General features: G+C 50.1%; 18 protein-coding genes. 10 read left to right on the top strand and 8 right to left on the bottom strand.

The window, feature by feature from the left end:
• The first annotated feature begins 25 nt into the window (after positions 1–25).
• Entirely contained in the window at positions 26–1381 is a 1356-nt protein-coding gene (locus tag QEH59_RS07005) for a sulfatase family protein (RefSeq protein ID WP_308984652.1), read from the top strand.
• A 64-nt stretch (positions 1382–1445) separates the two neighbouring features.
• Entirely contained in the window at positions 1446–1679 is a 234-nt protein-coding gene (locus QEH59_RS07010) for a hypothetical protein (RefSeq protein ID WP_308984653.1), read from the top strand.
• 745 nt (positions 1680–2424) lie between these two features.
• Here the strand turns inward: QEH59_RS07010 and bshA are convergent.
• The 6 genes from bshA to QEH59_RS07040 all read right to left on the bottom strand — a co-directional run bounded on the left by bshA (position 2425) and on the right by QEH59_RS07040 (position 10265).
• Entirely contained in the window at positions 2425–3561 is a 1137-nt protein-coding gene (gene bshA, locus QEH59_RS07015) for an N-acetyl-alpha-D-glucosaminyl L-malate synthase BshA (RefSeq protein WP_308984654.1), read from the bottom strand.
• A gap of 1 nt (position 3562) precedes the next feature.
• Entirely contained in the window at positions 3563–4288 is a 726-nt protein-coding gene (locus QEH59_RS07020) for a PIG-L deacetylase family protein (RefSeq protein WP_308984655.1), read from the bottom strand.
• The gene (locus QEH59_RS07025) at positions 4285–5055 is read right to left on the bottom strand and encodes a hypothetical protein (RefSeq protein WP_308984656.1); all 771 of its coding nucleotides are present in this window, start codon (positions 5053–5055) and stop codon (positions 4285–4287) included. The genes QEH59_RS07020 and QEH59_RS07025 overlap by 4 nt, the downstream gene beginning before the upstream one ends.
• On the bottom strand, positions 5052–6749 hold the full coding sequence (locus QEH59_RS07030) for a sodium:solute symporter family protein (RefSeq protein ID WP_308984657.1): 1698 nt from the start codon (positions 6747–6749) through the stop codon (positions 5052–5054). The genes QEH59_RS07025 and QEH59_RS07030 overlap by 4 nt, the downstream gene beginning before the upstream one ends.
• Before the next feature lie 109 nt (positions 6750–6858).
• Positions 6859–9312, bottom strand: a complete 2454-nt coding sequence (locus QEH59_RS07035) for a PIG-L family deacetylase (protein WP_308984658.1) — start codon at positions 9310–9312, stop codon at positions 6859–6861.
• Positions 9313–9410: 98 nt separating this feature from the next.
• Positions 9411–10265, bottom strand: coding sequence for a DUF2911 domain-containing protein (locus QEH59_RS07040; RefSeq protein WP_308984659.1), 855 nt, complete (start codon positions 10263–10265; stop codon positions 9411–9413).
• Between the two features lie 119 nt (positions 10266–10384).
• Here QEH59_RS07040 and QEH59_RS07045 point away from each other — a divergent pair, with 119 nt between their 5' ends.
• Positions 10385–10555 (top strand): hypothetical protein, encoded by a 171-nt coding sequence (locus tag QEH59_RS07045; RefSeq protein WP_308984660.1) that lies wholly within the window; start codon positions 10385–10387, stop codon positions 10553–10555.
• A 5-nt stretch (positions 10556–10560) separates the two neighbouring features.
• On the opposite strand, the gene QEH59_RS07050 is transcribed toward QEH59_RS07045, so the two are convergent.
• Positions 10561–12666, bottom strand: a complete 2106-nt coding sequence (locus QEH59_RS07050) for an FAD-binding protein (RefSeq protein WP_308984661.1) — start codon at positions 12664–12666, stop codon at positions 10561–10563.
• 34 nt (positions 12667–12700) lie between these two features.
• Complete coding sequence (locus QEH59_RS07055; protein ID WP_308984662.1) at positions 12701–13717, bottom strand: hydroxyacid dehydrogenase; 1017 nt, start codon at positions 13715–13717, stop codon at positions 12701–12703.
• A gap of 129 nt (positions 13718–13846) precedes the next feature.
• Between QEH59_RS07055 and QEH59_RS07060 the strand changes: the two genes are divergently transcribed.
• From QEH59_RS07060 to QEH59_RS07090, 7 genes are all read left to right on the top strand, one after another.
• Positions 13847–14383, top strand: a complete 537-nt coding sequence (locus QEH59_RS07060; protein ID WP_308984663.1) for a helix-turn-helix domain-containing protein — start codon at positions 13847–13849, stop codon at positions 14381–14383.
• Between the two features lie 2 nt (positions 14384–14385).
• Positions 14386–15156, top strand: coding sequence for a sugar phosphate isomerase/epimerase family protein (locus QEH59_RS07065; protein ID WP_308984664.1), 771 nt, complete (start codon positions 14386–14388; stop codon positions 15154–15156).
• A 16-nt stretch (positions 15157–15172) separates the two neighbouring features.
• On the top strand, positions 15173–15988 hold the full coding sequence (locus tag QEH59_RS07070) for a sugar phosphate isomerase/epimerase family protein (protein WP_308984665.1): 816 nt from the start codon (positions 15173–15175) through the stop codon (positions 15986–15988).
• 61 nt (positions 15989–16049) lie between these two features.
• Positions 16050–17201, top strand: a complete 1152-nt coding sequence (locus QEH59_RS07075; RefSeq protein WP_308984666.1) for a Gfo/Idh/MocA family protein — start codon at positions 16050–16052, stop codon at positions 17199–17201.
• A gap of 92 nt (positions 17202–17293) precedes the next feature.
• Positions 17294–18076: a 3-ketoacyl-ACP reductase gene (locus QEH59_RS07080; RefSeq protein ID WP_308984667.1), complete on the top strand. Its 783-nt coding sequence runs from the start codon at positions 17294–17296 to the stop codon at positions 18074–18076.
• Between the two features lie 168 nt (positions 18077–18244).
• Entirely contained in the window at positions 18245–18712 is a 468-nt protein-coding gene (locus tag QEH59_RS07085; protein WP_308984668.1) for a hypothetical protein, read from the top strand.
• 486 nt (positions 18713–19198) lie between these two features.
• Positions 19199–19915 (top strand): hypothetical protein, encoded by a 717-nt coding sequence (locus QEH59_RS07090; RefSeq protein WP_308984669.1) that lies wholly within the window; start codon positions 19199–19201, stop codon positions 19913–19915.
• Positions 19916–20051: the final 136 nt, after the last annotated feature.

The raw sequence follows: 20051 nt of genomic DNA on the forward strand, positions 1-20051 counted from the left end.
TCCATAATGCGAAATCACTCCTACAATGAAAAATCAAATAAAGCCTTTGAACATTCTTTATCTACATAGCCACGATACTGGAAGGTATTGTGAACCTTATGGATATGCAGCACAAACACCGCATATACAAAAATTAGCTGAAGAAGGCGTAATTTTCAGAAAAGCCTACTGCGGCAATCCAACCTGTTCCCCATCCAGAGCCTGCTTATTAACAGGGCAATCGGCACATGCTGCCGGCATGTTTGGCCTCGCGCATCGCGGCTGGACTCTAAACGACTACAAGCAAACATTAATCAATTTCCTGAAAGAGCACGGGTATTTTACTGCACTCAGCGGCATCCAACACATTGCCTTGGCTCCTTATGCAGAACCAGAAGACGCAGGTTATGACGAAATTTTAACACTGGACGGCTCTTTTGACACCCCAGTGGCGGCCGCTGAAGATTTTCTAGCCCGCCAACATAAACGTCCCTTCTTTTTAGACGTGGGACTTTTCCCACCGCATCGAACAGGCAATGACGGCGATTTCCCGAGCAAGCACCCTCCTACCGATGAACGTTATGTGATGCCACCAGCGGTCCTGCCAGACACCCCGGAATCCCGCCACGATTACTCTCGTTATCTCACTAGCGTGCGTGGCACCGATGAATCTTTCGGTCAGGTTCTCTCTGCAATCGACCGATATGGATACCGAGACAATACCTTGGTCATTTGCACCACAGATCACGGACCAGCCTTTCCTCACATGAAATGTCGCCTGACGGACCATGGTATCGGCGTCATGCTTATCATGCGCGGACCGCACGGCTTTTCCGGCGGCAAAGTCATTGATGAAATGGTTTCTCAAGTCGACCTATTTCCAAGCATTTGCAATCTGTTAAACTTACCTAAACCAACGTGGCTGGAAGGACAATCCTTCCTGCCATTGCTTCATGGCGACAATAGCCAAGCGAGACAGGCGATCTTTGCGGAAGTCAATTATCATGCCGCCGAGGAACCAGGCCGCGCAGTCAGAACGAACCGTTGGAAGTACATTCGCCGCTATACAGATTACAATCAAACGGTGCTACCCAATATCGACAATTCAATTTCTAAAACCTATTTGTATAACCGCGACTTAAAAGAGCGTGAAGAACCGAAAGAATTTCTCTTCGATCTTTGCTACGACCCACAGGAAGCCAACAATCTGGCCGCCGCTCCTCAATATAAAGCGATTAAAAATGAAATGGAAGAGGCTCTAAGGCAATGGATGCGAGATACAGGGGATCCGCTATTTGAAGGAGTGCTTCCGAAAAACGATAGAATGATCGTCACACCACAGCATCACTTCAACCCCGATGGCAACACAGTGACTGAAACCTCCCAAAACCTCGAGCACTAACCGTTCAAAACCCTCAAACCTAAAGAACGGGGTCCAATGGCCGTAGCTGTGATATTGTGTGAGAATGGAATCAATCGAGACAAAGTTATGCATCGATTCGGCAAATTCCGATCGTAAAGGTCGCCTGATTCGCAGTGGGGATGAGTGGGCGCAAATATTGGCCGAAGCGAGCGAAATGCCGCGGATGCAAACCAAGACTTTGTCGCCTACGCAACAAACGATGCATGCACCTGATCCTTCGGAAGTTGCGAAATATTTGGTAGGGCATTTTCGCCCAAAGCGACGTCTTGCAAATTAGAGTGCTAGTCCGCATGAATCGTCATGAGCAGGCGTTCTCAGATGGCGAACGGCGGTTTTGGCACAACCACCCTACCTATTCACGAACACTACGAACGGCGGTTTTGGCAAAACCGCCCTACCGATTCACGAACACAGCTAGTTTTTTCTTCAGCAGTGCCATTCGAGACGGACCTGCGTTACCAATATAATTCCTGATAGAATCAAACTTCCCTAGAATTGGTATTAGTCAATTGGAAGCGTGTAGATTACCTAAAGAGGCCCCTCTCCGCAAGTCGGATACTGCCGTAAAGTCTCTCCACTCAGACAACGATCATCCTCCAATAAATAAGGCATACATTAAGTGACGAGGAATCCAACTACGTTGGCCTCGATTAACTGTCACAGCACCCGACAATTCCGAAAGGACACACGGTCATGTGATACCGTCATCGCCTTGCCCATACGTGAGCGAATCACCGATACACAAAATACGTTGTGCTTAAATAGGAGGATAACTCATCAATGAAAGAAAAATAACTAGGACAGCTTTTACCAAAAGATGAGACAAACGCATTTAGGAATGATACATATATCTCTTAATAAGAGGAATAGAGTTATTGAACATTTCCACGTCAAGTCTGCTCAAATTTTGACAGGAGCATAATGCCCTCTGTCCAAGCCAGATCACTCAAAAACTTGCAACATCTACAGAGTGAAAGCTCTTGACCGCGAATAAGAAGTCCGCGAAGCGGTTTCGATCTCAGCTACAAACTTGCGAGCAAATCGCGATAGCAACGTAGATACTGATCGCGAATAACGGGCGGCGCGAAACGTGCTTTAGCATCCTCCGCAGCGGCCTGCCCCATCGCGGTCATTTGCTCAGGGTGATCGATCAACTGATCAATCGCGTCTGCGAGCGCTTCGGGACTGTGAGGCGGCACCAGCAATCCGGTGCGCCCGTCTTGCACCACTTCGGGAATGCCGCCGACATCGGTGGCCACCACGGGTTTACCATGCGCGAGTGTCTCTAAAATACTGAGCCCGAAGCTCTCGGCCTCAGAGGCATACAGGCCTAGATCGCAAGCGTTCAGGTAGGGTTCGATATCTTTGACGTCCTTAATCACGATCACACGATCTTGTAAATCTAGACGCATGACTTCGGCTTCGTAGGGTTCAAAATCGCCGCCAGCGAGTATGAGCAACTTCACTCGACTGCGATTATTTAAGCGAGCGACGGCTTTCAATACATCAATCACGCGCTTGCCAGGGCGCGCATTCGACATGTGCAAGAGCAAGTGCTCCGCTTCAGTTACCTGAAGCTCTTGCCGAACTTCCTCTCTCGATGGCTTCACCGTAGCTGGAGCATAAAAGTTCGGAATCACCTTGATCGAATGCTGAATCCCAAATGTTTCGATCGTCTGCACTTTTAAACTTTCCGACACCGTCGAGACGCCATCGGAATTTTCGATCGAATACTTAATGATCGGCCGATAGTGAGGGTCCTTGCCCAGCAAGTTAGTATCGGTTCCGTGTAAGGTGGTGAGAATGACGGGGCACTTTTTATCAGGCCCCAACATTTGCTTGGCCAGCAGTGCGCCGGTGGCATGTGGCACGGCGTAATGCACGTGCAGCACATCCAGCTGATGCTCGGCACACACCTCCATGATACGCACCGACAGGGGCAGTGTGTAATCGGGGTATTTGAAAAGTGAATACTCATTCACCACCACTGGATGATAGAACAGGTTCTCACCGCACTTTAAACGCACAGGACGCTCGTAGCTGATAAAATGTATTTCGTGCCCCGCAGCCGCCAGCAACATACCGAGTTCCGTAGCCACAATGCCACTGCCCCCGATGCTCGGGTAGCAGACCATGCCAATTTTAAGTCGTGACTCCATATTAGAATGCACGCGCGGTGCGTTGCAACTGCCCCAGCGTCTGAATCACGGGAGGATCATTTGGCCAGAGCGCCATCGCATACTTGCAACCAGCCATCGATCCGAGCTGTTGGGCACGCGAGAGTTGTAGCTCAATATAAGCACGCTGACTGACTTGTGACGCATGACAGGCCATCAATTGCTGCCATGACTCGGCCATCTCAGAGACATCGATCAAAGTGGCTGTCGAGAGTGGGTTGTCCTCGTGCGCGGTAATGGAGTAAAACCAAAGCGAAGACACCGAGTGCGACGGCAAGCCTGCAAGTGCGGCCAAGCCACCGTAGCGAGCGAGACGGCAAGCATTGCGGGCCGCGTTGCCGACCGCGCAATGATCGGGATGTTGGTTGGTGCTCAGCGAGGGCGCACAAATGATATCTGGGCGAAACTCGCGAATGATACGCGCCAATTGCACACTATTTTCAGGTGATGCGGTTTGTAGGCCGTCCCCGCCGAAATCTAAAAAGCTCAGTCGCTCCGACGCGCCCAGCATCTTTGCCGCCGCGCGTGTTTCGGCTTCACGGATCACCGGCGTGCCCGCGCTGCCCGCTTCTCCCTTGGAAGTGACCACCATCGCGATTTCAGTGCCTTGGGCAAATTCCTTGAGTAAGACCGCGCCCATCCCGAATTCGAGGTCATCGGGGTGCGCTCCGATCGCGAGTAGTTTAAGTGCTGGTGCTTGTTGGCTCATGGTAGGTAGGCGTCACTGGAGTCGGAAATTTCGTCGCGCTTAATAAATTCAATTTCAGGTGCTTCCGAGGTATCGAGATAGTTCATCTCCCCCGCTCCTGCAACATAGTGCGTGCATTTAATCACAGATTGCATCCAACGCAGTCGCGTATCACGGCTAGGACTCACCTGAGCGCGCTGCCATTCTTGTGCGGGTAAATCAATGTAAGAATTGCCACCCCGATGCAGACGTAAGCCATGCGCCGCGTCATAGCGTGCACGCACGAGTTCATTCTCATAGGTGACATCGACAAAATAGTCCTCGATCTCACAGCCCTGCTCTCGAAAACTGGGATCACTGGAACGCATCACTTCAATGCCTGCGAGTAATCCCAATGCTTGATACATTTCTAAGCAAAAGTCCGCCACGTTGTCTGCCTGGATTGCTTCAAAGGCGGGCACGTATTCAGATTTCAAATACTTAGGCAACTGACGCGCGAGGCTGGCCTGCCATGCGCGATCGACTCGCTTGGCATAGAGCGGGGAATACTTCTTCTGAATTTTATTGGCGAAGGTAAAGTTGAAACGCTGCGTTGCGCATGTCGTCAAATCCTTGACCACAGTCTGGGTCTCGCGTGGGTCATGATCGCTATCATGATAGAAGAACACGATGCGCCCGCCCAGCTCTGCTTGCAGGCGCCGCGCGGTCTGAAACTTGGCAAAGAGAAAGCGTCGCGGTAAAAAACCACAAGGCTGCTGACCAAAACAAATAACAGGTTCCTGACTCATAATGATTGAATAGACTTATTAGGGCGAATATTGAGCAGGCTCTGCACCAACAAGGCGATCACCACAGCTAGAATGCAGCCGATTAAGTTAAACCACAGATACCCAATATCCACGGGTGAAAAATAGAGAAACAACACGATCGTCTCGACGCACACACCACCAATAAAGGCGGCATGCCCACGAATGCGCTTGAGGAAGAAAGCGACCAGAAAGATGCCGAGAATGGTGCCGTAAAACAAAGAGCCGATGATGTTGACTGCTTCGATCAAGTTATCGAACAAGGTGAGAGTCATCGCGAAGCTGACTGCCACGAGGCCCCAAACGAGCGTCAGAATACGAGCCACCCAGACGTAGTGAGCGTCCGATCCTACTTGGTGCACCAGTGTTTTGTAGCCATCAATCATAGTGGTGGAAGCCAGCGCATTGAGCTCGGATGCGGTCGACGACATGGCCGCGAGAAAGATCACCGCAACCAGCAGCCCCACCAGCCCCGCTGGTAAATTATCCAATACGAAGTGTAGGAAAATATAATCCGCATCCTGCGTGTCTGCATCCGGATTCGCCGTGCTCACGGCTTGCTTAAACGCGCCGCGTTGCAGCTCCATCAATTCAGTTTGTTGCAGAATGGCTGCACGTGTTTCCGGACGCGCAGCTCCAGTAGCGTGGCGCTCACTCAAAGCGGTCTCTAGGAAAGTGCCACGTGTCTCAAATGCGCTTTGAAACTGTGACTCAATCGGCGCCAGCACTTCGGGGGCAACTTGCTCGATGGTCGCTACGTTATAAAAGATCGGGGGCTGTTGGAATTGATAAAACACGAATAGTAGCACCCCCAACAATAGAATCGAGAACTGCATCGGGATCTTCAATACCGCATTAAAAATCAGTCCCCAACGACTCGCGGTGACTGAACTCCCGGCCAGATAGCGCTGCACTTGTGATTGATCGGTGCCAAAGTAAGACAGCGCTAGAAAAGTGCCCCCAATGAGACCTGTCCAAATCGTATAACGCTGACTGGGATCGAAGGAAAAGCTAATCGCTTCCAAGCGCTCGTGCATGCCGGCGATATAGAGCGCATCGCCGAAAGAGACGTTCTCCGGCAGGCCATTGACCACATAACCGAAGGCAATCGTCATACCGATCAGGATGATCAGCATTTGATACTTCTGCGTCAGGCTGACGGTGCGCGTGCCTCCGGTGACAGTATAGAGAATGACCAATATGCCCGTTACCAAAATCGTGGGGCCGAGTGGCCAGTAAAAGACACTCGATACAATAATCGCGGGTGCGTAGATGGTAATGCCTGCCGCTAAGCCACGCTGCACCAAAAAGAGTCCGGCCGCCAATAAGCGTGTTTTTTGGTCAAAGCGCTGCCCCAAAAACTCATAGGCGGTGGTGACCTGTAGGCGGTGGTAAATCGGAATAAAGACCGCGCAGATCAAGATCATCGCGATAGGCAGTCCAAGGTAATTCTGTACAAAGGCCAGACCGCCTTCATAGCCCTGCCCTGGTGTCGATAGAAAGGTGATCGCCGAGGCCTGTGTGGCCATTACAGACAGTCCGATCGTGCTCCACTTCAGATCCGCACCACCGCGCAAATAATCGTTGGCACTTTGATGACGGCGCGCCGTCCATAGCCCGTAACCCACGATGCCTAGAACGGTGGCGAAAAGAACAATCCAGTCTGCTGAGCTCATGAATAGGCCTTCGTTAAGAAGCGCATGAGCAAGATGAGAACTACTAACCAAGCAAGGGTGGCGATATAGACCTTGGGCCAGTTAATCTGTTTTTTCGTCGTTTTACTCATTATTCAGAAACTTGCCCCAGAGACATCAAATTGGCAAAGAGCCGGTAAGCGCCTGGCACACCTGCGGGAAATTGACGGAACCAAGAGAGCCCGCTGTAAACAAAGTAGCCCTCGCCTGTTTGCGCGATCAGCAAGCCACCATCCAGTGGAGATTCGCCCGCATCATTGGCCGAGAAAATAGGTGTGTAAGCCGCGTCCCAGTCGTCGGCAAAGTAAAGCCCCCGTTCTTGCACCCAGCCGTCAAAATCGGCTGCTGTAATCGTGTTGGGAAAGTGCATCACAGGATGCTTCGGCGCTAGAAAGCGCATTTCTGCGGTCTCATCTGTCACCCGATCGCGGGTAATGGTAAAAGGATACGGCGCATAGTCCATGGTCTTCAAGCCACGGTTGGTGTTATACTGCAGCACCACTACCCCGCCCTGTTTGGCATATTCAAACAGCGCGGGCATGTAAAATCCGACTCGGTCGTTGGTATTCAAAGCGCGAATACCAAAGACAATCGCGTCGTAGTCAGACAAGGTCGCGTGGTTCATGTCGGCTTCGACCAAAGTATCCACCGTATAGCCGATACGTTGCAGTGCCTCGGGAATGGTATCTCCCGCGCCGGGGATGTAGCCAATCCGATGGCCTGCAGTCTTCACATCAAGTAAGACCGCGCGTGCTTCCGCCACGGGAAACAGTGTCTGCTGCGGAATGTGCTGATAATCTAAAGCTTCGTAACCGCGCGTATAGGAGCGACCATCGACTTCGACCGACGCGCGTAAAATGGTTTCGCCGGCCTCAGTTGGTGGAATCAACTGAGCGCTCAACAACAGTTCTTCGCCCGCTTCGGCCGAAAACGAAATACTCGCAGGCTCCACACGCCAGCCCTGGCTGACTTCAAAGTGCAACGTGCCAGCAGGAATTTCACTGCGCGCAATCACACGCGCACTGAAGTCGCGCGGCTCACTCTGGCCGAGAATGTGGGTGCTTTCTTCAAGGTTCACCATGACGGGAGGGGTCACCGTAAAGGGAAGCTTACTCTCACCATGGATCGGGTCGTTGAAGTTGTAAGTGGTGGGAATTGTAAAAGTGATGGATTCCCCCGCGACGGTAACTTGCAAATACATCGGCAAGGCAGGCGCATTTTCTGGATCACCGATCTGACTGATTTCATCCACGGTATAACTCCCCTTGTCCGCTGCGGCTCGTAGCCAATAAGGCTGAGAAATGGGCGCATCCTCTGCGATCCGGATGTTTTCCGAAGTCGTTAGCAATTGATTACTGACCAAGTCATAGCTGGTGGCCGTAGCCAGGCCTGCTTCGGACGCGGCAAAGGCGATGCTCACCGACAGCGATCCGCGCTGGATGGCATTCAGCTTGAGCGACACCACTGCACCAGGCACGGCGGAAGCTTGCGTGGCGATGCTCTCGACATCCAGTGCGAGGCAGGCCGCGAGGACACGTTCTAAATCTTGCAGTTTCTTTGCCTGCCAAAAACTCGCAGGCAATGCACTCAACTCACGGTGTGCTTCGATTAAGTGCGGCACCACGCGCTCAGGATTCAAGGGATCAAAGTCGGCGATCGCCTGTTGAATCGCAGTGGCCACTTTACCTGAGTTCGGCACACGCCCCCAAGTGATGTCGATATCCGAAAACAAGCTCCCGTCAGGATCGGTGCCGGCAAGCGTCTTAAAATATTCCTGCGACTCCCCCAGCACTGGAGTGGCACCGAAGCCTTGGCTCATGTGACAACTGCGACTGTGGGCCGCAATTTCGCTGTAGGCCTTACCGAGCAGTTGATTGTAGCCGCTCGTTTCGACAGAAAAGATGCCTTTGGTTTCAAATTCAATCCCCCGCCGTTGGTAAAACCACTTCGAGGTATTCCACAGCAAGCGCTTGGCCGCCCATGGCTCGACGAATTCCAAGTGCTCAGGAAAGCGCGTCGGGTCCGCCGCGGCAGTAAACGCTTCTTTAGCTAACAAAGCCGACGCAGTGTGATGACCGTGTGTGTAGCCCGCTTCCAACGAAAAGCGGGTAATAATGACATCGGGCCGAAGTGAACGAATCGCCCAAACGGTATCCGCTAGAGCCGCATTTTTATCCCAGATCGCGAGCGTTTCCTCCGGTGTCTTGGAATAGCCGAAATCAATCGCGCGACTGAAGCGTTGTTGTCCACCGTCAACTCGGCGCGCCGCCAAGAGTTCTTGAGTGCGAATCAAGCCCAGCTTCTCCCCTAAATCTCCTCCAATCAAATTCTGGCCACCATCCCCACGTGTCAGTGACAGGTAGGTGGTATCGACCCGCTCCCCATTCGCCAAGTAGGCAATCAACTTGGTGTTCTCATCGTCCGGGTGGGCAGCGACATAGAGCACACTGCCGAGTGTCGCCAGTTTTTGCAGACTCAATTGCAAGTCACCACTCGCAAGTGGTTCAATAGGCCGAGGCACGGCTGCAACAAATTGACTCAGCATAAGAAAAACAAGGAGGGAGTGGAGGATCCGCATAACGGTATAAAAAGAAGACCCGCCTCGATTCATCGAGGCGGGTACTTATAGAAGAGAGAAGATGACTAGCGAATTTTAGCGAGCAGCGCTTCGTTGCGAGCGATGTAAGCCGCATTATCGGCAGCCTTCGCAGCTTTTAGCGACTTCTCTGAAACAGAGATTGCCTGCTGCGTCTGACCGTGATCGGCGAGCATCTTGGCATAGCCGTATTGCCACCAGAAAGCGTTCGGGCTCATCGAAACTGCTTTTTCCATCCACTGGAGGGCCAATTCAGTATTTTTGCCAGTCTTGTGATAAAACTCTGCTGCGTCTGCGTAGTTACGAGCGCTCCAACTATCAATGTCGCTCATCGCCGATTGAATCGATGCAGCAGTCAATTCAGTGGTATCCACCGTCACTTTAACGGGCACACGCACATCATCCCAATCGAGGAACAAGGTCGCCGACTCGTCGGCTAGGTCGTCAAAACCAATGGTGAAGTTCTCAACTGCATCCGACAGCTCGATCGGTTCAACCGTCACTCGCGCGACATCATTTTTAGAATCGTAGCCAGCCACGCTGCCGACCTTCGCATCTCCATAGACGATGACAGTCCATTCGTCCTCTGCAGGAATCGTGAACAAGACATACTCCCCCGCGGGCACAGTCGTCCCTTCGAAACTCACTTCCGAGTCAAAGGCGATCTTAGTGGGTGCATTGGCTCCCGTGCGCCAAATTTTGCCATAAGGCACGAGCTCGCCATAAATCTCACGCCCCTTGACTCCAGGCCGTGAATATTCGACCGTAAATTCCGTCACACCAAAAACTTGCTTTAATTCTGAATAAGGGCTAGGCGCCGGTGATTTAATTTGAGCAAAGCTACTGACTGCACCGAACACACTAGCAGCTGCGAAGATCGAGAAGGTTTTTGGTATTAGCATAGACCGTCTACGAGAATTGAGTGGCTCTTTTGTTCCCAGGTTTTTTATTTTTTTGGCTAAAAACACCAATATCAGACCTGTAATCATTCCAAGAGCGAATCTACTAGCCCGCATGTTGCATGAAAAAAGTATCGAAGGGCTTCAAGCAACTCAAAGACGCCCGCTTGGCAAGCGCTTCACCTCGTATATCCGCATTACCGCCGGAGGAAGCCCAACAAACGAAGGAATTTACACCCCTCGATCCAGCTTCTAAGATCTGGGAAAGCGCCTACAGGCACATGACATACTAATAAAATCAACCTTCCTTGATTAAATATGGCCCCCAACCTTTCTCGAAGAACTCGCGCTTCACTTCCGGGGTCAGATCAACGGGTAAAGCATGAACGCGAATATTCTCACCTTCACGGCTGACAATCAGTTTTTCTTCCCGGTCTTTGGCCTGTTCCTCTACGAAGCGAAAACGACTCAGGTCTTCATGGCTCGCATCTGGGCAACGCGTCCCCTCGGGGGAGCAAATTGCCCGTGCCCCACGACTACCACCACCATTTTGTATGTAATAGTCAAGTGCAGTCAAAACTGCCTCTGACACCCAAACCATATGCCTCCAGCGAAAGGCCTGTCCTACCAAAGATGGAGAACTGACTTGGAGTCCTTGGGCCTCCACCTCACGCCGTAGCTTTCGTGCTGCAACTAAGGCTTCAGCAACATTATCTGGCGAGCAAATGATCCCAGCGGCGTCACTCATTCGGGCCTGAACTTCTGCCTTAATATCTTTTGGGGTACGAGCACTGGCATTCGCACTCGCGACAAAGGCATTCGCATCATCAAGTGTCTCACAAATCTGCTGTAATATCGTCGTTTGATTAGCTTCAAAGGCGGACTTATCCAAACGTGAACGTTTAATAGCAACAGCCACACGTTTTCCAAAGACTTGACCTGAATTCAACGCAGCTCCGCCAGGTCGCGTCACCCCATGACTTCCTGCAGCTTCACCAATCGCATAGCAACCAGCTAAACTGGTCTGCCCCCAATCATTGATCAAGATACCGCCATTCATATGCTGATTGTTCATCGCAAATTCCAAAGGTTCTCGACACAGGTCGGTGCCATGCATGCGGTAGAGTTCGATCGCAAGCGGATTCATTCGGCGTAAACGATCAATTGGCAAATTATATAGCGCCTCATTATTTTCTAAATAACTACGCACATCTGGATCGAGATCCTCTAAACTAAAGCTTTCTCCCTCGTTAACTGGTTCCGGATTGCGCAAGAAATCCAGATAAACCTTACGACCAGCCTGACACTCAAGGTAGACCGCCAAGTCAAACAAGCTCGAACCATAATCTAGCATGCGAGTGGAATGAAAAGGCCACTGATAACCCTTACGAAATGTATTTGAGACCATTTCACGAGTGCTGCGATAGTAACGCTTTAAGAAGTTAACTTCCTTGCCGTCATGATCCACCGAATAAACACGCGGCATGACCTGCACATAGGTGCCCGAGAGATTCCAGGGGAAAGTCGTGCGCGGCGTACCAATACCAAACTGACTTTCGGTGACATTGCAAAGCTCAATACCGGCTTCCAAAGCCAACCCAAGTCCACCATGGCAATGATGAGGATATACACTATCACGGTACAGCTCTCCCGGACCTCCGGTAGCAATAATCAAATCTTCGCATTGAATAAAAATTAAGCCAAAGTCATTTCGTGATTCTTCACGATGCAAAGCAATCACACCACACACCCGCTCCTCGCCATCAACAGTTTCTTTAACTATACGAATTCCACTGGTACTCGGCAAGATACGCACACCAAGCGTCAAAGCCTCATCAAATAGCACTTTAACCATCAACTTCGAAGTGCGAGGACCACAACTGGTGGCACGCCCGGCTTCATCATGATCTGTTTGATAACGTAAAATGGCACCCTGATCATCGTGCGGCAAAGGCAAGCCCATAAATTGTAGCCCCCCCACTGCATCATTTGACCCGATTGCCTCCACATAGGCGGTAGAAAAATCCATTGCACCTCCACTGCAGAGACTTTGCGCGTACTGTATAAAGTTATCTCCTTTATAATCTGTGCTCGCAGTATATAGGGTCTGCTTATCCGAACCGGAGCAAGCCGAAGTACCAGCGAATAGACCTGTGCTTGCCACCAAAACATCCACGCCACGTCGATGTAACTCCACTGCTGCACGCATGCCTGCAGCCCCACTGCCAAGCACAAGAGCTTCGCACTGATAAGTGGGAATCGAGACAGTATTAATCTCAAGGCAAGTATTCGAGGCATCAATCCCCCTGACCGAAGGCATGTCGACACGAGTTAAACGGTCTAAGATATTCTGCGGGATGGATGCGATGCCATCGACTGGGGTCGTTTCAAAATCAGTAGTCATAATAATCAAATAGGGATTGGATGAATCAAATACTTTAGGCTAAACGTTCAGCACTTTCACGGGTTAGCGCAGTTACCTGCGGTTCTCCACTCAGATAGCGACGACACTCTTCAACTGCAAGTGCACCCATACGGTGACACTCATTACCTTGTGACCCTGCCACATGAGGAGTAATAAATACATTCGCTAAGGCCCCCAGTGGATTCGTATGATAGGTTTTCTCATCTTGCACCACATCCAAAACAGCAAACAGATCGGGGCGTGTTCGTAACACCTGCAACATAGCAGGCTCATCCACAATGGCACCACGCGAGGTATTAATAAATGTTCCTCGCTCAGGCATTGATTCTAACATTGGACCAGTCACTAAATTTTCAGTCTGTGGCAACCAAGGCGCATGCAAACTCACCACATCACAACTTGCGAAAAGATCTTCCAAACGATCTATCCGCGTGACCTGTAAACTTTCAAACAATTGGGCATTTGCAAAAGGATCATAAGCAAAAACATCTAATTCTAAATCCTTCAGACGCTGACACACAAGTTGTCCAATCGCTCCTAGTGAAATAACACCGACTCGAGAACCATGATAGACGCCATGCACGTCCCTGCGATAATCAGGAGCAATTCCCTCTTTGAGGCGCTGACAGCGCGTCCATGCCCGCTTCAATGCAAATATAACCGAAGCCATGGTAAAATCGGCCACAGGAACCGCGTTAGCCTTATAAGCACTCGTCAATAGGATATTACGCTCCCAAAATGCGTCTGTCACAAAGTTACGCACACTACCCGCACCATAAAAAAAGGCCTTCAATGCAGGCAAAGCATCCAAAAGCGCTCCATCTAACACTGGTGAGCCCCAACCAGAAAAAATAATTTCAACATCAGCAAATGCCTGCGGAGTAGCCATAATATCCTCCGCTGCATATATCTGCCCATCATTATTTGTTAGCGTCGTAACTGCATTCAACGCATCTGCATTGTAAATGGCTTTAAAAGATTGCTCAGCGATCAAAAAAAGTGAGCGAGGCTTGTTCGATAGACTAATCATAATTGTTAAGAGTATTAAAAACAGAGGACTCAGCCTAAAACAATCTCAATAAAGCAGCACCTCACATTTTTACTTGCAAGATAAATTAATTGGCATATTTTACCCCCAAAGCAATAAAAAAGCCTAAAAATGAACCCCAACGATCTTACATTAGATTTTTCAGTAGTTCGCGACTTACGTAAGCGAGCTGGCATGACTCTAGACGACGTCTCACAAAAATCTGGCGTCTCGATCGCAGGCCTATCGAAGCTGGAACGTAATCAAAACATGATCGAGTTGGACACACTCTATCGCCTAGCTCGTGTGTTTGGTTTATCTGCTACGGACTTACTCAACCTAGCCGAATCCTGCTCCGCACATCGTAAAGATGCAGAGACTTACACTTCTGGCCCTTTTGACTTTGAAAAAGTTGGTTTCAAAGGAATCGATTGTTTTCAGGCAAAAGCGAAAGCAGGTGGCGAACTGTCCAAGCCCGAAGCACACGGCGACGAGTTTGAGATTTGTTGGCTGCATGCTGGGAGCATTACCATAAAACTCCCTCGCGAGCAACATACACTTAAGCCTGGGCAAGCACTCAAATTTGATGCGGCACTACCGCACAGTTATGAGATCCTACAAGACAGTGAAATGACAATCCTACACCTCGAAAAAACACACCGTTTCTAATCATGCTCTACTCAGGACTTTGTTCAATTACCTTTCGTCAACTCAGCGTTGATGAAATCATTGCACTATGCCAAAAGGCAGGAATCGACGGCATAGAATGGGGGGGCGATGTACACGTCCCTCCCGGCGACTTGGACCTCGCACTATCTGTAAAAAAACGAACTGAAGCCGCTGGCCTCAAGCTTTGCTCTTATGGTTCTTACTATCGTTGTAATCATGAATCAGAACCATTCAGTAATGTTTTGGAAACCGCGGATACGTTAGGCGCTCCGATCATAAGAGTTTGGGCAGGACAAAAGGGCTCCGCCGACGCAAGCGCCGAAGACCGTGAAGAGGTTTCCGAATATCTACGACGTGCCGTTATCGCAGCGCGTGAACTCAATATAACTATCGCCCTTGAATATCACGGAGGCACTTTGACCGATACACAAGCATCCGCACTTCAACTATTGAATGAGGTCGGGCTACCAGAACTAAAACTTTACTGGCAACCCCGTACAGGGGGTGAATTCCGAAACGATTTAATCGAGCGCGATGCCGTCCTGCCCCACCTATCACATGTACACTGTTTCAACTGGGGTCCCGCAGGCTGGCAAGATCGTCGTCCACTCCTTGATGGTACCCAGCAATGGCAGGCGTATCTAGAGCCAATCCGCAACTTAGCGGGTGAGCGGTTTATTATTATAGAATTCGTCAAAGATGATTCTACTGAGCAATTCCTAGAAGACGCCCAAGTACTTCACAGCTTACTTAAGCACAATGATATCCCCTGAATCAAGGCACCGACATATGAACGATCTATCACGTCTCGCCATCCACACGATGACAACCAAGCCATGGGACCTCCCCACAGCTTGTGCCAAATATGCTGCCGCAGGCGTCCCCGGCCTAGGCCTGTGGCGTCAATGGCTCGAGGGCCGCCCACTGACTGAGTCCAAAAAGATACTCGACGACCACGGCCTCAAAGCCGTGTCCCTAGTGCGCAGTGGTTTTTACCCATATATTAATACGGCAGAGAAACAGGCCGCCTTTGACGATAACATCAAAGCACTAGACGAAGCTGCTGCTGTCGGCGCCCCACAGGTCGTACTTGTCTGTGGTGCTAAACCAGAGCTCAGCCTATCCGAAAACCGGCGCCACATTACTGAAGGAATTGCCTCCCTCACAGAGCATGCCAGCCAAGTCGGCGTCAAATTATCCATAGAACCCTTACACCCCATGTACGCCGACTGCCGCAGTGCAGTCAATACAATCGGTCAATGTAACGATATTCTGGATCAAATCGGAGATGAATGGGTAGGTATCGCAGCCGATGTGTATCACATTTGGTGGGATCCCACTTTAGAACAAGAAGTGAAACGAGCAGGTAAGCGCATCATCGGATTCCACGTTTGCGATTGGATGACGCCAACGGCCGACATGCTAAACGATCGTGGCCTAATGGGTGAAGGTTGCATCGATAATCGCGGCATACGCCAGCTCGTCGAAAGCGCGACCGGCTTTGCCGACTGGATCGAAGTCGAAGTATTTTCAACCCGCCACTGGGCAACGGATCAAGACGCTTACCTACAGAAGATCATTCAAGCTTACCAGCAACACGTTTAACCATAGGGCGTGACAAGTCACCTCCTACAAACCCTTCAAACCAAACCTCAATATACAATCTATGAAAACACACAAAATCGGCATAATCATGAACGGCGTCACTGGACGCATGGGTACCAACCAGCATTTGCTTCGTTCCATCGACGCAATCATTAAACAAGGCGGCGTCAAAATCAGCCCAACTGAGTGCATCATGCCTGACCCGATTCTAGTCGGTCGCAATGAAACCAAGCTCAAGGATCTGATCGCCAAGACCAGCGTTGAAAAATACACAACTGACCTCGATAGCGTCATGACGGACCCAGCTTATCCGATCTATTTCGATGCACAAACCACGCTGCGTCGCTTCGCTGCCGTCAAGGCCGCCGCAGCAGCAGGCAAGCACGTCTATTGTGAAAAGCCAACCGCCATCAAAACCGAAGATGCTTACGAACTTTATAAGATCTGCCGCGATGCAGGCGTCAAAAACGGCGTTGTGCAAGACAAGCTCTGGCTGCCAGGCATGCAAAAATTCCAACGCTTAGTTGATAATGATTTCTTCGGCGAAATCCTCTCAGTGCGCGGCGAATTCGGCTATTGGGTATTTGAAGGTCACTCGATTCCCGCTCAGCGCCCTTCATGGAACTACCGCAAAGAAGATGGAGGTGGCATGATCGTCGATATGCTCTGCCACTGGCGCTACGTAATCGATAACCTGTTCGGTAAAGTAAAGAGCGTGTCATGTCTCGCAGCCACTCACATCCCAGAGCGTGTCGACGAAGCAGGCAAGCCATACAAGTGCACAGCTGACGATTCAGCTTACTCCACTTTTGAACTCGAAAATGGTGTCGTCTGTCACTTCAACTCCTCCTGGAACGTTCGCGTGCGCCGTGACGATCTGCTCACGATGCAAGTCGACGGCACTAAGGGCTCCGCAATCGTCGGACTACGCGACGTATGGACTCAACACTACGGCAACACTCCACGCCCCATCTGGAATCCAGATGTCAAAAATCCCATCGATTTCTTCGAAGGTTGGCAAAAAGTGCCTGAGCAAGAAGAATACGACAATGCATTCAAGATCCAATGGGAGCTATTCTTACGTCACGTAGTTCTGGACGAGCCTTTCCGCTGGGATCTGCTCGAAGGCGCCAAGGGAGTTCAACTTGCCGAACTCGGCATCGAAAGCTCGGACAAGCGCAAGTGGATCGATTTACCAGAACTAAAAGCCTAAGCCAAAATACGTTCATTAGTTTCTGTATGCAAGGCTAAGGTCCTGAATCGCAGTGAACTGGCAAACTCAAAAACGGCTAACTTAATTAGACTATGACAACTACAAACAAACCAGTCGCGTTCATCACTGGCGGCTCTCGCGGCATAGGCTTCGGCTGTGCTTCACAGCTCGCTAAATTAGGCTTTAACATCGCCATCAACGGTATGCGTGATGAATCGGCACTTGCTGAACCCATCGCCGAACTTAAAGCACTCGGCGCAGAGGTCGTCTATTGTCAGGGCGACATTGGATCCGCCGATGCACGCGCTGCCATGCTCGACAAGATAAAGACGAACTTCGGCAAGCTCAATATCCTGGTCAACAATGCAGGCGTTGCGCCCAAAGAGCGAAAGGATATCCTCGAAGCGAGTGAAGAGAGCTTCGATCATGTCGTCGGTACCAATGTCAAAGGACCTTACTTCTTAAGCCAGGCTGCAGCCAACTGGATGATCGAACAAAAAGCCGCGAATGCGGACGAATTCTTCAGTATCATAAACGTAGGTTCTATATCGGCTACAGTCGTCTCTGTCAACCGGGGAGAATATTGTGTATCGAAAGCAGGCATTGCGATGATGTCACAACTGTTTGCCGCTCGTCTCGGGGAGTTTGGTATTCCTGTTTATGAAATTCGACCAGGTGTGATTAAGACCGATATGACCAGTGGTGTCACCGGTAAATATGATGCCCTCATTGAAGATGGTCTTTGCGTAACCAAACGTTGGGGCTTTCCGCAAGATATCGGTAAAGCAGTCGGTTCACTCGCGAGTGGAGACTTCCCCTACTCAACAGGACAGGTGATCATGGTCGACGGAGGCCTAACAATGCCACGATTATAGTGACTAAAGAGCCGTCTTCGTAGTCTCAGGCATTATCAAAATCTAAAACAAGCCGTCTCTCACATCACGAGAGACGGCTTTTCTGCTTTATCGCATACTGCAAGTGCAATTTGTAGATTGATTGTTTGCGTGCTTTTTATCCAGCTATTCGTTAAACATCTCTCCATCATGCACCAATCCTCTGCAATCAAGAATGAAGCCGCAACAATTCTAGAGCTGTGCCAAGGTGATCTGATGGCTGCTCTCAAAGTAGCCGAATCACAGCTCAATATAGTTTACACTCGCGCACAGGTCTTAATGAGTCTGGCAGGTATGGTAGTGACTGTAACTGGTTTTTCCGGTCGCTTAATTGCTGGTAGCAGCTTCGCTGCGCAGTGCTTTCTTATAGCAGGGCTGCTTCTCTCACTCTGCAGTGCAGCTTGGGTCTTTCGACGTGTTATGCGCGTACAGTGGATCACGACCCTGGCAAGTGAAGATAAAGAGCATGCACTCGAAAAAGCGATCTACCGGCGCAACCGTAAAACAACCGCTTACACAATAGGCGGAACGCTGCTATTTATTGGCCTGCTACTCTACGCCATATCAATCGCACTCATGTTAACCGATCCCGTCACCATTGCGGGCCCAGTACGATAATTCAGCCTGAGCACTCGATCCACAATGCCCCTTGAAACTCGTATACAGAAGCATTGCCAGCATTGCAATCGGAGCTTTCCAGCAAAACAATCACAGTGCCCCAACTGTAAGCCCAAGCAGCCCAAAACGCCAATCATCTATGCACTAATTCTACTCAGTCTGGTAGCCCTAGGCTCACTTTGCATCCCAGAACCCGATACTCCCTCAATATCGCCCCTGCCCCGCCACACACAGCCTACCAACAGCTACAGTAATACGCTAACCACTAAAAAACAGCCACCGGAATCGAATACAATCAGCACCTCACATTTGATTAGCTCTAACCGAACTGCTTCTCCAAATTTCACATTTCCAAGTGTGCCTTCCACAGTCACTGCCCAGCATATAGACACTACAGATACTCCTCAACCACCTAGCGCATTCTCTTATTCCAGCTACCAACACACTCAATTCAAACAAAAGAGTACTGTTGAATTTCCTTTCTATGTGGCAGAAAAAAAATGGAATCCCGAGAACAAACGCTATGATTTTTATCGTGTTGGCATGCTAGGTAACGAATGTATAGTAAATGGTGATATTCGCCGTTATTTTCTCTCAGAAAACCAAAGCCATTACCCAGAGCCGGCAAGCGGGTGCGGCCCCACGGCCTTACTAAATCTCTACATTTGGTACACAAAATTCGGCCTGATTCAGGAGTCCATTCGACACTCAGATCCAGCACGCTATAAGCAATTAAAATTTCAAGAAATCGATCGAAGAATTGCAGAATTACAAGGCCAAGCTCGCAGCCCCACAACTGGCACCAATACCCTGGAACAAGTACTGGCGATCGACGAAATTGTTCAATCCAGTCACAGTCGCGCCCCGGTCCGAATACATTTTGAATATAAACAGGCGCCACTAACTATTCGTGATTTTATTGAACTCAGCCGCAACTACAGAGCAGGCATCCTTTCCGTACGCCCTAAAGACAGTCAAACAGGTACATTGATGTCTCATCACGCAGTGCTCGTGATACGAGGCGACACTTCTGGTAAAATCAGCATCGCAAATTGGGGACAGTTTTCCCACGGTCGATTAGTCGCCAAATCCGACGGCCAGTGGTTCATTCCCGACACACCGGATCAGCACGAACTCTTGATCAATCAGTTAACCACACTCATCCCCTTCATACCCACGCACACCTCAACAAGTCCCCATTAATGGAAACATTACGGCTCTTATCGCATCAGGTCAGACCTAGATTATTTAATGCTACTCTAGCTTGATTGACGGCTTAATATAATTAGACTGCTTACGAGTCGATTGGATCTCCCATGGCATCCATAGTCGCTTCAAG

Source organism: Thalassobacterium sedimentorum, from assembly GCF_031127905.1.
GTDB classification, from domain to species: domain Bacteria; phylum Verrucomicrobiota; class Verrucomicrobiia; order Opitutales; family Coraliomargaritaceae; genus Thalassobacterium; species Thalassobacterium sedimentorum.